At 38.0% G+C, this 14602-nt stretch carries 13 protein-coding genes and 1 pseudogene; 7 read left to right on the top strand and 7 right to left on the bottom strand.

Going from position 1 to position 14602, the window contains the following annotated elements; all coding sequences use genetic code 11:
- From AC4IF5_RS10560 to AC4IF5_RS10550, 3 genes are all read left to right on the top strand, one after another.
- Complete coding sequence (locus AC4IF5_RS10560; protein ID WP_490734280.1) at window positions 1–309, top strand: hypothetical protein; 309 nt, start codon at window positions 1–3, stop codon at window positions 307–309.
- A gap of 344 nt (window positions 310–653) precedes the next feature.
- On the top strand, window positions 654–881 hold the full coding sequence (locus tag AC4IF5_RS10555) for a hypothetical protein (protein WP_490734279.1): 228 nt from the start codon (window positions 654–656) through the stop codon (window positions 879–881).
- Between the two features lie 9 nt (window positions 882–890).
- Window positions 891–1316, top strand: coding sequence for a hypothetical protein (locus AC4IF5_RS10550; protein ID WP_490734277.1), 426 nt, complete (start codon window positions 891–893; stop codon window positions 1314–1316).
- 189 nt (window positions 1317–1505) lie between these two features.
- Here the strand turns inward: AC4IF5_RS10550 and AC4IF5_RS10545 are convergent, their stop codons facing one another.
- The 7 genes from AC4IF5_RS10545 to AC4IF5_RS10515 all read right to left on the bottom strand — a co-directional run bounded on the left by AC4IF5_RS10545 (window position 1506) and on the right by AC4IF5_RS10515 (window position 7761).
- Window positions 1506–2516 (bottom strand): trypsin-like serine peptidase, encoded by a 1011-nt coding sequence (locus AC4IF5_RS10545; RefSeq protein ID WP_490734275.1) that lies wholly within the window; start codon window positions 2514–2516, stop codon window positions 1506–1508.
- Between the two features lie 72 nt (window positions 2517–2588).
- Window positions 2589–3434 (bottom strand): caspase family protein, encoded by an 846-nt coding sequence (locus tag AC4IF5_RS10540; RefSeq protein WP_490734273.1) that lies wholly within the window; start codon window positions 3432–3434, stop codon window positions 2589–2591.
- Window positions 3435–3726: 292 nt separating this feature from the next.
- Window positions 3727–4371 carry a response regulator transcription factor gene (locus AC4IF5_RS10535; RefSeq protein ID WP_490734271.1) on the bottom strand — a complete coding sequence of 215 codons (645 nt, stop codon included), beginning with the start codon at window positions 4369–4371 and terminating at the stop codon, window positions 3727–3729.
- The gene (locus AC4IF5_RS10530) at window positions 4368–5138 is read right to left on the bottom strand and encodes a sensor histidine kinase (protein ID WP_490734269.1); all 771 of its coding nucleotides are present in this window, start codon (window positions 5136–5138) and stop codon (window positions 4368–4370) included. Before AC4IF5_RS10530 ends, AC4IF5_RS10535 begins: the two co-directional genes overlap by 4 nt.
- Window positions 5139–5150: 12 nt before the next feature.
- A complete protein-coding gene (locus tag AC4IF5_RS10525) occupies window positions 5151–5795 on the bottom strand; it encodes a hypothetical protein (RefSeq protein WP_490734267.1) in 645 nt (214 codons plus the stop codon).
- 11 nt (window positions 5796–5806) lie between these two features.
- Window positions 5807–6367 (bottom strand): hypothetical protein, encoded by a 561-nt coding sequence (locus AC4IF5_RS10520; RefSeq protein WP_490734265.1) that lies wholly within the window; start codon window positions 6365–6367, stop codon window positions 5807–5809.
- 569 nt (window positions 6368–6936) lie between these two features.
- Window positions 6937–7761, bottom strand: coding sequence for a universal stress protein (locus AC4IF5_RS10515; protein WP_490734263.1), 825 nt, complete (start codon window positions 7759–7761; stop codon window positions 6937–6939).
- 87 nt (window positions 7762–7848) lie between these two features.
- Here AC4IF5_RS10515 and AC4IF5_RS10510 point away from each other — a divergent pair, with 87 nt between their 5' ends.
- From AC4IF5_RS10510 to AC4IF5_RS10495, 4 genes and pseudogenes are all read left to right on the top strand, one after another.
- Window positions 7849–9111, top strand: coding sequence for a sensor histidine kinase (locus AC4IF5_RS10510; RefSeq protein ID WP_490734261.1), 1263 nt, complete (start codon window positions 7849–7851; stop codon window positions 9109–9111).
- The gene (locus tag AC4IF5_RS10505; RefSeq protein WP_490734259.1) at window positions 9108–9872 is read left to right on the top strand and encodes a LytR/AlgR family response regulator transcription factor; all 765 of its coding nucleotides are present in this window, start codon (window positions 9108–9110) and stop codon (window positions 9870–9872) included. The genes AC4IF5_RS10510 and AC4IF5_RS10505 overlap by 4 nt, the downstream gene beginning before the upstream one ends.
- Window positions 9873–10276: 404 nt before the next feature.
- A complete protein-coding gene (locus AC4IF5_RS10500) occupies window positions 10277–11398 on the top strand; it encodes an efflux RND transporter periplasmic adaptor subunit (protein WP_490734257.1) in 1122 nt (373 codons plus the stop codon).
- Between the two features lie 30 nt (window positions 11399–11428).
- A pseudogene (locus tag AC4IF5_RS10495) lies at window positions 11429–14588 on the top strand (efflux RND transporter permease subunit).
- Window positions 14589–14602: the final 14 nt, after the last annotated feature.

The raw sequence follows: 14602 nt of genomic DNA, 5'->3' as shown, positions 1-14602 counted from the left end.
ATGGTACATACAGAAGAACAAATCTTGAAAAAGGCAAGACTTATATTAAAAGATTTAGATGGTAAATATTATAATGATTCATGTATAAATAAAATTTCTTTTAATAGAGAAAAAGAAGTGTCAAGACCTGAACGAAAAGTAATAGCCGCATGGACAATATCAGTCAAAGCTATATTTGATAATCTTGATTTTTTAACTATTTCAGATGAAACAGGAGAACCATTATACTATCAAAACTTCAATTATTCTATAGTTGAAATAAAAAAGGATGAAAATGGAAAATATTATAGAGTAAAAAAAGAAATTTAAACCTTCACTGCTTCTAAGGAAGCGGTTGTTTTTTTCTAAATTAGAAAAAGTTTTAGATGAAGTTTTTGGATTTGGAGAAGAAGTTGCTGATCACGGTTTAATTTGGACATTCTATATCAAGAGGCAGAAGTTACAAGTAAAGAGCAAATCCTAAATATAATTTTCTCATATTATTGAATTTAGCTTGCATTTAAAGAGTGTTGATAAGGTAGAGGAAGGAGGTCATAAACTATATATGAACAAAGGATGCTTACTACAGAGGAAAAGTTTCAGCTAAGGGCCTTAAAAAATAAATAAAAAGAAATGTATGATAAAGCTTGGGAACAAATGTTACAATAAAAACTATGGAAAGAAAATTTTATATCTGTGGAAATAGACCTGTTATTGTCGAGATCCATCAAACGTATGATAACTATCTCACATTTAATTGGGAAACTAAAAAGTTTGAAGAGAACTTCCAATATTCTCATCAAATAAGTTATGATCCAGAAGGTAATATGGAAGAAGTTACAGAACAGGGGTTTAATGCTTGTTTGGAAGAAATTGAAAAAGAAAGTAAAGTATCCTTATAACGAGCTGGTATGATAAGGATTATGATTTATAAAAATGGAATTTCACTACTTAATGCAGGTTTTTCAGAAGATTATGAAGGATTTAAGAAATTACATGGTTATTATTCTGTAATTGGTTTGATGATGAAACTTTTGGAAGACCAAGCCGATTTGTTACAGAAAATAAAGCAGCAACAAGATTTTGTTTTAAGCAAAGAGGAAAAAGATACTATTGCAAAAAAAATGGAAGAATATATAGAAAAAGATATTCTAAATTTTGTTGAAGCACAAGACTTGGAAAACTATAAAAACGTTTATTACAAAAATAAACTGTACAAAATGCCTTTTAAACGTAGTGAGTTAAGTTTAGAGAGAAAATTATTAAAAGCAATATCATTATATGATAAGTTTAATGATATTGATAACTCTAGTGTTGTAGAGTTCAAGTTTAATTAGTTGATTCTTAAAATGCTTATAAATAAGCTATTGAAGGTTATAACTAAAAGTTCCAGAAGAATTTAATGATGTAAATAACCACTTGATCAAAGGCGGTTTTTGAATTTTACATAAAAGAATATAGAAAAAATTATTCTTAAAAGATATCCCGCCTTCAAGGCGGGATATTTATTGAAACTAAAAAATACATTAAGGATGCTCATTTCTCGCTCTGATAACCAGATTAACCAGGTCAGAACCTCCACTTGCAAAATTATCGCTTGGATTATGAGCGCTTTGGGTAGCTACAGCATATGGAGCACCGTCCCAGTATCCCCAGAAGGGACCTCCGCTTTGTCCTGGCCATATATCTGCTTTGTGGCTCATGCTTTCATTATCATCGGCACTCCAGAAATCACCGTCCAGAGCGATTCCGGTTTGGTAAGTGGGTCTTTGGGTTCCTGTAAGATCTCCGGGATACCCTGCGTGGGTCCAGTAAGCGCCGCCGTCCCAAGAATCGGAATATGATTTTGCGCCTAGCCAGCCTGTACTGTTTCCTATGGGTCTGTCCAAGACAATAACTACATAATCATATTGTATTTCTGTAGAGTCAATGGTGGGACCTGCTACTTTATACTTATAATAAGTCAGTGTGCCCCATGCGGTTCCGTAAGGAGCACTGCCGTTATAGTACATAGGGGTAAATTTCAGCCATCCGGTTGTATTATTAGGCTTCCAGTCTACTATATGGGAGCAGGTAAGAAGATGTCTTGGTCCGATCATGACACCGCTTCCTGTGCCTAAAGAACTTTCCACTCTGCCGACACATCGCCATGGGTAAGCGGTAGAATTATATACCTTTCTCTGGTCGGCCCCGAATATGGTTCTTGCATTTTCTGATGTCAGGAAAGAGTCCCTGTCGATGAATTTAGGTTTACGGTCTTTTTTAGGCTCCAGTTTAGGCTGATATTCAAAATCAGCGTGGGTAGGATAAAAATGATCGGTTTCAAGAGAATGTCTCTCTGATGTTTTTTCATCCATAGGCATTCCTATTGTTTTCATTCCTTTAGGGAACGTTCTTCCGTTAATGGTTTCCATAACAGGTGTCTGGCTGAACAGTTTTTCAATAGTAGCCGTTTTTTCAGTTGATTTTGCTTTAACAGTTTTAAGTCTTGAAACTTCTTCTGTTGTCATTGGGTTGTTGTTTTCGATTTTAGACATGATTATTAAGTTTAATCTGTTGATTCCTACTCTTTGGATGGCTTTTCGGATTCCGCCGGTGATGGTTATTAATTAGGTAAATATTTTTTGAGAAAATTCTGTTCTGATGCTTTCTGTCTGATTGATTTGAGCGGCTCCCATAGCTGCTAATGCGATGGCGACTTGCTTGTCCAGCGTTTTTCTAACGATATTACCATTGGTGGCACGTAGTATTTTACAGAAATGATAAGTAAAGTATCCTCTTATCTGTCCACTGAAATTTCCCTCCATGGATACCTGGTTGTCTTTGGCTGCGGCCCATAAAGTATGATTCATTCCGGTAACAGGTACCAGGGCTTTGGTAAGGACAGTTGTTTTTTTTGCATTTTTGGAAGGTTCCATTTCGCTGGCATAGGTCAGGTAAAATTCATCCTCGAGCATGGGCGGAATAAAACGGGCGGTTTCATTAAGAAAATCCGCTTCCAGTCCCAGGTCCATTTTTCGGGTTCCTGTTCCTGAATAGCAGCAGTCAAAGATGACTTCCATATTGACTCCGGTTTTTAGCTTACTGAGGATGGTTTTAAAATCATCATCCCGAATTACGCCTGCGCTTGCATAATTATGCGGGCAAATAGCCTCGTCCAGGCCGTCTATTTCCAGATCTGATCCGATATTGGCCACCCTGGTTCCGTGTCCTGAATAATAAAAAACCAGGGAATCACTTTTTACACTTGTATTGACCATCGACTTCAGATAGTTTAATATATTGGCTTTTGTTGCATTTTGGTTGGTCAGAATTTTAATTTTTGCAGGACTAAAACCACAGATTACCAAAGTGTTTGCTATATCCCGTGCGTCATTTACACAGCCATTGAGATCTGGTCCTCCGTATCCGATGGGTGCATAATCATTGATTCCTACGATGAGTGCTTTTTTCATTGTATTAGTTTTAAGATAATCCCTACTCTGTTTCGGCTTTTCGGGTTCGGCCTCTATGTTTTTCTATGACAAAACTCCGTCATTCTATAAGACGAAAACAGAGGATAACACCGCATTTTGAAAAAGGAAAACCCCTTTTTAAGAAAGCTGAACATTAAAAATTAGGCTACCCGGTATGAGAATGGAAGTCAATAAAAAATCCGGCAGCTGAAAGCTGCCGGATGGGTAAGTAGATGTAAAGATCTCTATTTAGTAGATAAGAAATCAGAAAAAAGTGGAGTTTCAAAGAAAATCAGCACAGATCATGTTTTAAAGCAAATAGTACCAGGCCCGCCCTGTTCTTTATATCCAGTTTGATGAAAACGGAATCTCTGTAACCGTCAATTGTTTTGGGGCTAAGGCACATTTTGTCGGCTATTTCTTTATAGGTAAGCTCGCTGCATGCCCATTTTATAAACTCCTTTTCTCTGTCTTTCAGCTCAGAAAGCAGAGAGGCGCTTTTGATTTCTTCTGTTTTTACTTTCAATAATTTCTGGGCCACAAAATCAGTATAAAAGCTACCTTTCTCAAATACGGTGTCTATGGCCTGAAAGAGGATGGAAGGCTGCATATCTTTCAGCAAATATCCTTTAGCTCCTGCCTTTAGCATTTTGATGAGTATTTTTTCATCATCATCCATCGTCAATGCGATGACTTTGATATCGGGATAATGTTCACTGAGCCACTCTGTGGTTTCTATACCATTTTTATAAGGCATATTAACGTCCATCAATACAACTGCTGGCAATTCGGAAGCCTTTTCTATACCTGCAATAAAATCTTCTCCATTAGGATGATTCATAATTACTTTATATTGAGGATTTTCTGTAATCATATTTTCCAGTGCTTTGGAAATTAATGTATGATCATCAACGATAGCTATGGGAATAGTTTTCATGGTGCATGTTTGTAATAAGTTATTAGAGTTTGTGTTCCTTTGTTCAGCTCTGACTGTATTGACAGTTCCGCATGAATCAGCTTGGCTCTCAGTTCCATATTTTTCAATCCTGAACCGTCCTGAATATCGTTTGTATTAAAGCCTTTTCCGTTGTCGGAAATATTGATGCGCAATATTCTGCAGTCGTCTTCCAGTCGTATGGAAACATTTTTGGCTTTGGAATGTTTCAGGATGTTGTTTATGCTTTCCTGGATAATCCTGAAGAGGATCAAACCATGTTTAGGGGAAATATCAATATCCTGCTTTTGAGTGATGAACTCTATTTTCAGTAATTTCAATTTCTGTATCCTGTGGACTTCTCTTTCTATGGATTCTGCCAGTCCGAAATGAATGATCTGTTCGGTAATCAGTGTTTTGGAAAGGTTTCTTATATCCTGTATACATTCGCCCAATAGCTCATTCAGCTCGTTCAGTTCTTCTTTTTCTGCATTTTTCAGCTTGGTAATCAGCTGGTTTTGCCGTAGCCGGACAACAGAAAGTTTTTGTCCCAGATCATCATGAAGTTCCTGCCCGATATAATTGAGTGTCTGTTCCTTTATTTCCACTTGTGAAGTGGCCAGCTCCTTTTCAAAACGCAGATCTTTTTCTTTTTGCTCGATCAGCAGGGTTGTTTTTTTCTTGATGAAAACCACATAGATGAAGATCATTGTCAAAACAATGATGAATAAAGTAATTGTAAAGATGATAACTAAATTATTCTCTTCCATATATGGTGGTATTTATTTGATTCTGTCCTGCTTATTCCAAATAAGACCTAATATAAGTATGCTGTTGCTGATCAGATTCAGCATAAATAAAATGAAGAAGTAAATGCTCTCTGAAACAGTAGCCCTGAAAAAGAGAATCGGTATGCTTCCGATAAAAAAGATCATTAAAGCGACTGATATCCAGAATGGCAAATAATTGTTAAGATCCAATATTTTATCCGAATTAAAAGTCTGATACAGAAACAGGATAATTGAAAACAACAACAAAAGAATATCCACATAAAGCATATTAAAAGAAAAATGATGGAGCAGATCATCTTCTTTGTAAAACATTACAGCAATATTGAGGATAAAAAGAGCCAGGATGATAAGCTGTAATTTTTTGAGCAACGGGATATACAGTAACTGATAATAATAAAGTAAATACAAAAAAAATACAATCATTAAAAAGCCGATCACATAAAAAATATCCGTAGGAAGGCTCGTCATTTTATAGTAGAAATAGCAGAAAATATCGATCAGGGAAAACAGCAGATATCCTATGATAAAAAATAAATTTTCCTTTCCGGTTTTTCTGTATTTTATGATCATTAAAGCCATCACTATGACAGATATGCCCATAGATATTTGTTTCCCTGTTTCAATATTCCAGTTCATAGTCTTGTTTTTTATTGCATTCCTGCTGCCGAAGCTTTTGGTGGAGGTGCCAGATTGGTCATATTCATAGGCTCTATAGTTTGTACATCTGTATTTTCATCCGGTGTTACCGTTCTGGACATTACTTTTACATTGTCTTTTTTCTTTTTTTGCGAAGTAGGCACTAAAAATATTGTCTGATAGCCTGCATATTCCGGTTTTGCCATCTTGTTTCTGGGATGATTTGCAGGATATTTTCCCATATAGATTCTGATTCCTACATTTTTTAAATGCTGTTTTTTGGCGTTTTCTTTTACATACTTAATATATCCTTCCATCTCATCCAGTGAAAACCAGTACCATCTTGAATCAGGTTCACCGTTCCTGTATTTGGTGAGAATCATGTTATTGGTTCTGGAATATTCATCATAAAGGACCCGGGCTTCAGGATAGCTGATCAGTTTCTTTTTATAACTGTCATTGACGGGTTCTCTGGGAGGTTCGGAGCAACGGGTGCAGCTGAGCAAACAAAAAGCTAAAATAAATGCTGCACAAAGCGGACTTAAAATTTTAGTTAAAAAGGAAGTTTTCATTTTTATGGTTTTTAATTTTATTCAACAAAATTAGTTAATGAGTCAACTATAAAAAAGGGTGAAAACACTGTTTTTATGCTTTATTAAATTTACGACTTTTTGATATTCAGATGAATATGAATTATCGTGTATAAGAATTATTTGCATTGTATCCCATAAAACAAGAAAATCTGTGTCTCTGCTTATTGATAGGATCTTCCGAAATTTATCTTACATTATTCGAAACAGAAGCATGAAAATCACAATAGAAGAAAATAATTCCGATGAATGTTTAGCTGAAATTGAAAACCGTCTGAAGGAACAGGATTATTTATGTGGTACAACCTTTTGTAACTGAAATTAAAAACGGAGAATGGTCATTCCTGTTTTTCAATGGAAAGTATAGCGATCAACCATGAGTTGCAGGGAAATTGATATCAGGCATTAATGATCTTGATTTCCTGATAAAAACTTCATAAAAAAACAGAACCGGAGGGCAATACCGGCTCTGTTAAACAAGATTAAGTGTAAAATTTAGCCTTTAAAGGCAAAAAAGGATAATTCAAATGTGTGCAGATTTTTATTGACTCTTAATCTATGTTTAGAGGAATTGATAGTAATGGTATTTTATTTTTGTAAGCCATGATGGCTGTTTTGCTTCGGTGAAAAATAGATTCCACAAGATTATATTTATAAGGGACCATTGTCAGGAGATCCGGATTGGTAAACCTGATTTCCTCTTCGATAGCCTTGATGACCTCGATAGACTGAATCATTTTGAAGCTGTATTTAATATCATTCAGGTCATAGCCGGAATTCAGATCAATATCATGAATAACTGCTGTAAAATCTTCCAGGCTTTCACTTACGTTGAAGACCTCAATCTCAGAATTAAATTCATTGATGAAATAATAGATATCATTCATTGCCGACCAGGTCATGCTTTTATGAGTATCGTAGGCAAACAGAACTTTTCTGATGCCTGTGTATTCTATGTGTGCAGGAACAATGAATATCGGTTTTTTGATTCTGTGGATAGCCTTCGTTACACTATTGCCTAAAAGTTTTTGCTCAAGGGTCTTTTCTGCCATTCCCATCACAATGAAGTCACATCCGTGGATCTGTATACATTTTTCAAGCTCTTCAATAAAATTACCGGAAGCAAGGTGATGACCCGTTTCTATGGTATACAATGCCGTAAGCTCAGCCGCTTTGTCGGCCATCTTCTTCTGATTTTTAAGCGTCTGATCATAGAAGAAATCTGCGGAAACCTGGGCATTCAAAGCATGAATAGAGACCGTTTGCAGGGTAAATAGTATGATTCTGTATGTATTCTCTTTGGCCATAGATGCGGCATAATGAGTGGCGTTTTCAGCTTCCCTGGAAAAATCTGTGCAGACAATTATTGTTTTCATTGTTCCGAATTTGATAGTGCAAAACTATGATAGTGTACCGTAATCATATGGTAAAAATCAGGTGACATTGCATAAAATGATGATGAAATGTATTTTTCAGGAGATGAACCGTTACCTTCCATTTTAACTCTTCTATTTTACGGTTCAGGTACCGTTTTGGCGGTCTCGTCTGAAATAGGGCAGACGCATACAAAATCTATTTCTATATTTACAATCACAAAGTCCCGGGTTATGAACAGGATTTCTACAATCAGGAAAAATAGAGTGCAATACAAAAAGATTCTTTCAGCAGTGAAAACAAGGCTGGCCATCTGGGCGGTAGCCGTCATTACTTTTTACGGATTTTCCTACCTTATTGATCCTTTTGACCCTGTCTGGCAGGGATATTTAAAGAAGCCGCTGCAAATGATCATTGAAGATGCTTTGTGGGTACTTCTCTTTTCTGTAATTATTTCAGAGGTCAGTATCGTTATTGACCTGACTCTTAATAAGCTGTTGCCATGGAGAAACAGAACTATAAAAAGATTGCTCATTCAGGGATTTCTTCAGATTGTAGGGAGTGTTCTGATCGTTATTATTATCAATGCTATTGTTGGCTGTACTTCAGATAATTTACCAGAAATGGATCCCCGTAAAGAATATACTTTCTTGGGACAATGGATTGCAACGAACATTGTTATATCGCTTATTATCAGTGCGTTTAATACGGTGGATTATTTACTTGAAAACTGGAAAAAAACAGCAGTGGAAGCAGCCCAGCATAAATTGAGGGCTTCCAAACATAAGCAGGCTGCTATGGCGGCGGAGCTTCAGGCGCTCAAGCTCCAGATAGACCCGCACTTTATCTTTAATAACCTCAGTGTGCTGTCTGAACTTATTCTGGAAGATCAGCAGCTGGGGTATGAATACTCAGAAAAATTTGCAAGAGTGTACCGGTATCTGCTCGTTAATTCAAGAAAAGATATTATTGCTGTAGAAGAAGAGCTGAAGTTTTTAGATTCCTATATTTTTCTGATTGAAAAAAGAATCGGTGGGGGAGTTGTATTCAAAATCGATATTCAGGAAGAATACAGGTCCATGTATACCCTTCCGTTATCCCTGCAATTATTGGTGGAAAATGCCATAAAACATAATCAGACTGCAAAAACGAATCCGTTGGAAATTCATGTTTATACAAGTCCTGAGAAGGAACTGGTCGTTGCGAATACATTTCTGCCGCTGATCAATAAGCCTGATTCCTCAGGAGTAGGCCTTACCAACATTATTGCAAGATATGAGATCCTGGGGTATACAAAACCGATAATAGAAAAAACTGAAGATCAATTTATTGTAAAACTTCCATTGATATGAAGCTTAATAAAATTTTAATCATCGAAGATGAAAAGCCTAATGCAGACAGGCTGAAGAGACTTTTGCTTAAGTTAAGACCCCATGTAGAAATACTGTCCGTGGAAGATTCTATTGTCTCAGCAGTTAGTTGGCTTGAAAATAATGTAGTTCCGGATATGATTATGATGGATGTCCGGCTGGCAGACGGATTAAGTTTTGAAATATTTAATAAAATTGAAATAAAGAGTCCTGTGGTTTTCACAACGGCGTATGATGAATATGCTGTGCAGGCTTTCAAATACAACAGTATTGATTACCTTCTGAAGCCGATAGAAGAAGAAGAGCTCGAAATCACTTTAAAACGGTATGAAACTTTTATGGAATCAGTTCCTTTCATAGGCTCAGCTATCGAAGGATTATTAAATTATATCCAGCCTAAGGACTATCGAAAGCGTTTCCTTATCGCTCACCGTGACGGTTATAAAACCGTTTTAGCAGAAGATATCTTGTATTTTTATACAGAATTGGGAATCAGTAAAGCAATGTTGACTACAGGTGTTATTGAAAATGTTCCCCAGACATTGGAAGAGCTTGAAAAGCAGCTGGACCCAAAATTCTTTTTCCGGGCTAACAGACAGTTTATCATCCACATAGATTCTGTAAAGCAGATTTATAATCATTTTAATGGCAAGCTGAAGTTAGAACTGAGAAAACAACCTGATATGGAAGTGATCGTAAGCAGGGAAAAAGCTTCTATATTTAAATCCTGGATGGATTATTAATTGAAAAAAAATATAAATGATATAAAGTTGTCTTATTAAGGCGACTTTTTTTCGTTTCTGTCATTTGGAACTGTACACCTGAACCTGATGAATTATAGTGATTGCTAAAAAAATAAATTATTGACTTATTTTTTAATGTATTGATACTGTGAAGAGATGTTTGTCAATAATATTAATCCTTAATTTTAAGGTAATTGGTATGAATTTAAGATTCGTTCACTGTTTTAAAATATTCAACAAGTAAAGTGTTTTTTTATCGATTTATAAGAATCGGTTTCAGTCTTTCCTTTCATTTTTGCTATTATACGTTTCATCTGCGATTAACTACGTTTCACCTGATTTCTGCATGAACATCCTTATTATATGAACTTATTTTGCGGGTGTAAAATTTAAAAACCAATGTTATGAATTTCAGAAAAGGATATCTGGCACTTTCACTCACCGTAACAGCGATACTTTATTCGTGCGGTTCAGGAAATAGCCAGGAGAATGCCCAACAGATGCAGCAGGCATTGCCTACAGACTTCATCCAGGTGAAGCCGGGGAATGCGGATGTCTCCATAGGCTACCCCGGAAGTATAGAGGGGCAGGATAATGTAGACATTAAAGCACAGGTGACAGGTTACCTGGAGGCGGTATATATCAGGGAAGGACAATATGTAAACAAAGGGCAGACTTTATTCAGAATCAACCCATCCGTATACAATGAGCAGGTTAATACAAATGAAGCCGCTCTGAAAGCTGCCCTGGCAGCGCAGGAAACCGCAAGACTGGAAGTTGAAAAGCTAAAGCCTCTTGTAGAAGGAAAAGTAGTCTCCGATATGCAGCTGAAAACAGCTCAGGCAAGTTATAAAGCGGCATCTGCACAGGTAGCACAGGCGCAGTCTTCATTAGGATCCTCGAGAATTAACGCCAATTTTACCTACATCAAGGCTCCGGTTAGCGGGTACATAGGCAGAATCCCGAATAGAGTAGGAAACCTCATTAGTCCTTCAGATCCCTCACCATTGACAACGCTTTCAAGCATAAACAGTGTCAATGTGTATTTCTCTATGAATGAGGCAGACTTTATTGCCCACAGCAGAGCCGCCGCTTCAGGAAATAATGCGGACAATGTAGAATTGATCTTAGCAGATGGTTCTACGTACTCCCTGAAGGGAAAACTGGAAAATGCCAGTGGAAACTTCGACAGAAATACAGGAAGTATCCAGATGAAAGCGGTTTTCCAGAATCCGGATAAGTTATTGAGAGCAGGAGGAACCGCCAGGGTAATGATTTATAATGCGCTGAACGGCGTGATCAGGCTTCCGAAAACTTCCGTGAAGGATATCCAGGATAAATTTTTTGTTTATAAACTGGATGCAAAAGATAAGGTAAAAATGACTCAGATTCAGATATCGGGAAGTACAGCACAGGATTACTTTGTAAAAGAAGGTGTGAACGCGGGAGATAAGATTGCGGTCAACAGGATCGATGCCCTTACGGACGGCGCTCTGGTTGTGGCAAAAGTGATGCCTTCAAAATAGTTTTTATAACCATTCTTAGAAGATTCGAAAATGTTAAAAAAAATAATAGACCGTCCGGTACTGGCGACGGTAATATCCCTTATCATTGTCATTTTAGGGGTAATAGGATTAAACCAGCTGGCGGTGACAAGGTTTCCGGACATTTCACCCCCTACCATTACGGTTTATGGTTCTTATCCGGGAGGAAACAGTGAAACGGTAATCCGTTCTGTAGTAACGCCGCTGGAAGAGCAGATCAACGGGGTGGAGGATATGACCTATATGAAATCCACTGCAAGTAATGATGGGACATTTACCATCTCGATCATATTCAAACAGGGAGTAAATGCTGACCAGGCAGCAGTAAACGTACAGAACCGGGTACAGCAGGCTACGCCGATATTACCCCAGGAAGTGGTAAGGATGGGGCTGACAACATCCAAACAGCAGAACAGTATGGTGCTGATCTTCAATATTTATACGGAAGACAATAAACAATATGACGAAACCTTTCTGCAGAACTATGCCAATATCAACCTTATTCCACAGATCAAAAGGGTAAAAGGTGTAGGACAGGCACAGATCTTCGGGATCAAGGATTACTCTATGAGAATCTGGCTGAACCCACAGAAGATGTCTTCTTATGGACTGGACCCTTCAGATGTTTCAAGTGCCATTGCAGATCACAGTTTAGAATCTGCTCCGGGTAAACTGGGAGAAGAATCCGATGCTGCATTGGAATATGTAATCAGATACAAAGGGAAAAAGAATAAGCCGGAACAATATGAAAACATCGTCGTTAAAAATGACGGAACCAATGTGATCAGGCTTAAAGACGTGGCCCGTGTAGAATTTGGGTCTATCAACAATAGTGGAGATAACCTTTCCAATGGGAAAAATGCCGTTACTGTAGCGATCATGCAGACTACAGGCTCCAATGCAAATGAAATTGAAATAGGAGTTAATAAAGCCATTGAGCAGCTGTCAAAATCATTTCCTCCCGGTATAAAATATACCAAGGTAATGAGTACAAAAGAAAGGCTGGATGAAGCGACCGGACAGGTGAAATCTACCCTGATAGAGGCTTTTATCCTTGTATTTATTGTGGTATTCATCTTTTTACAGGATTTCAGGTCTACCCTTATTCCGGCAATTGCGGTTCCTGTAGCTATTATCGGTACATTCTTCTTCCTTCTGGTTCTGGGATTTACCATTAATGTATTGACGCTTTTTGCTCTTGTACTGGCGATCGGTATTGTCGTGGATGATGCCATTGTCGTCGTGGAAGCGGTGCACAGTAATATGGAAGGAACAGACCTTTCAGGCCGGGATGCCACTCATAAAGCAATGGGTGAAATTACAGGAGCGGTTATATCCATTACGCTGGTAATGTCTGCGGTATTTATTCCTATCGGGTTTATGTCAGGATCCGCAGGATTATTCTATAAGCAGTTTGCTTATACCTTGGCCATTGCCATTATTATTTCTGCGGTGAATGCCCTTACGCTGACACCCGCTTTGTGTGCTGTATTTTTGAAAAACCATCATGCAGAAGAAGGAGGAAAGCCGAAAGGGTTCGGGCAAAGATTTGCAGTAGCTTTCAATGCAGGGTTCAATAATATGACGGACCGTTATGCGAAGGGAGTAAGATTCTTAATTGGACGCAAATGGATCGCTGCAGGAGTGGTGGCTGGAATTATAGGACTGTCTGCATGGCTGATGACAAGTACAACCAAAAGTTTTGTTCCGATGGAAGATGACGGATTCTTCATCTATTCCTTAAGCATGCCGCCGGGAACAGGTCTGACGAAAACAACGGAAGTATCGAACAAGATCAATGAGATTTTAAAAACTGTAGATGCCGTTCAGGAAAATACATCCATTACAGGATATAACCTGCTAAGCAACAGTGCAGGCCCTGCTTATGCTATGGGATTTGCAAAATTAAAGCCTAAAAAAGAAAGAGGGGGCCGTTCAGAATATTGACGAAATCATGAATATTGTTAATGAGAAGCTGTCTGTGATCAAGGAAGGGAGTGTGATGAGTTTCAGAATGCCACCGGTAGAAGGGTATGGAGTTACCAATGATGCGGAGGTTGTACTTCAGGATCGTATGGGGAGAGATCCTCAGGTTCTCAAGGCTAAAGCAGACGATGTGATCGGGCAGCTGATGCAGGTTCCGGAAGTGGCCTATGCTTATACCATGTTCAGGGCAGATTATCCTCAGCTGGAACTTGAAGTCAATGAAGATAAAGCAAAGCAGCTGGGAGTAAGTATCGCTAATTTATTAGGATCAATACAGACTTATTTCTCAGGAGACCAGTCTCAGAATTTCTCAAGATTTGGAAAATTCTATAGAGTGAATATCAAGGCAGATGGTGTGTTCAGAATGGATGAGCAGGCTTTCAATGATATTTTCGTGAAGAATAATAAAGGAGAAATGGTTCCGGCCAATACCCTGATCACGTTGAAAAAAGTATACGGCCCGGAATCCGTTCAGCGGTATAATCTTTATAACTCGCTAAACATCAATGTGGTTCCTAAGCCTGGAATCAGTAATGGGGCTTTGATGGATAAAATTGAACCTACCCTGAGCAAACTTCCTTCTGATTACAGTTATGAATGGACGGGATTAAGCCTGGAAGAGAAATCAGCAGGAAATCAGACGGTGGTTATCCTTGGACTGTGTTTACTTTTTGTGTACCTGCTTCTGGCAGCCCAATATGAAAGCTATATCCTTCCATTAGCCGTAATGCTTTCCATTCCGACGGGAATCGTAGGAGCATTCCTTGGAATAAAAGCTATTGGTCTGGATAACAATATCTACGTACAGGTAGGACTGATCATGCTTATCGGTTTGCTGGCCAAAAATGCGATCCTTATTGTGGAATTTGCTGTTCAAAGACGAAAAACAGGACTTTCCATTCTGGATTCAGCATTAGAAGGGGCAAAAGCGAGGCTGCGTCCCATCATCATGACATCCTTAGCCTTTATTGTAGGAATGATTCCGTTGATGATCTCTACAGGAGGGATGGCCTCAGGAAATAAGTCGATCAGTGTAAGTGCTGCGATAGGTATGCTGAGCGGAGTTGTTCTGGGAGTATTTGTCATTCCGGTACTCTATATGTTCTTTCAGTATCTGGATGAGAAATTTTCATCCAAAAAGAAGTATCCCGTAATACAAAATCAATTGACAAATGAGCATATTTAATATAAAGAATTTTT

Source organism: Chryseobacterium sp. UF-290 (genome assembly GCF_058245615.1).
The sequence above is the reverse complement of the archived record's forward strand: the minus strand, read 5'-3'. Positions and strand labels throughout refer to the sequence as shown.

Bases quoted from the DNA above. Each gene is read 5' to 3' on its own strand.
- AC4IF5_RS10560 (WP_490734280.1), top strand. From the start codon at position 1: ATGGTACATACAGAAGAACAAATCTTGAAAAAGGCAAGACTTATATTA.
- AC4IF5_RS10555 (WP_490734279.1), top strand. From the start codon at position 654: ATGGAAAGAAAATTTTATATCTGTGGAAATAGACCTGTTATTGTCGAG.
- AC4IF5_RS10550 (WP_490734277.1), top strand. From the start codon at position 891: ATGATAAGGATTATGATTTATAAAAATGGAATTTCACTACTTAATGCA.
- AC4IF5_RS10545 (WP_490734275.1), bottom strand. From the start codon at position 2,516: ATGTCTAAAATCGAAAACAACAACCCAATGACAACAGAAGAAGTTTCA.
- AC4IF5_RS10540 (WP_490734273.1), bottom strand. From the start codon at position 3,434: ATGAAAAAAGCACTCATCGTAGGAATCAATGATTATGCACCCATCGGA.
- AC4IF5_RS10535 (WP_490734271.1), bottom strand. From the start codon at position 4,371: ATGAAAACTATTCCCATAGCTATCGTTGATGATCATACATTAATTTCC.
- AC4IF5_RS10530 (WP_490734269.1), bottom strand. From the start codon at position 5,138: ATGGAAGAGAATAATTTAGTTATCATCTTTACAATTACTTTATTCATC.
- AC4IF5_RS10525 (WP_490734267.1), bottom strand. From the start codon at position 5,795: ATGAACTGGAATATTGAAACAGGGAAACAAATATCTATGGGCATATCT.
- AC4IF5_RS10520 (WP_490734265.1), bottom strand. From the start codon at position 6,367: ATGAAAACTTCCTTTTTAACTAAAATTTTAAGTCCGCTTTGTGCAGCA.
- AC4IF5_RS10515 (WP_490734263.1), bottom strand. From the start codon at position 7,761: ATGAAAACAATAATTGTCTGCACAGATTTTTCCAGGGAAGCTGAAAAC.
- AC4IF5_RS10510 (WP_490734261.1), top strand. From the start codon at position 7,849: ATGTATTTTTCAGGAGATGAACCGTTACCTTCCATTTTAACTCTTCTA.
- AC4IF5_RS10505 (WP_490734259.1), top strand. From the start codon at position 9,108: ATGAAGCTTAATAAAATTTTAATCATCGAAGATGAAAAGCCTAATGCA.
- AC4IF5_RS10500 (WP_490734257.1), top strand. From the start codon at position 10,277: ATGAATTTCAGAAAAGGATATCTGGCACTTTCACTCACCGTAACAGCG.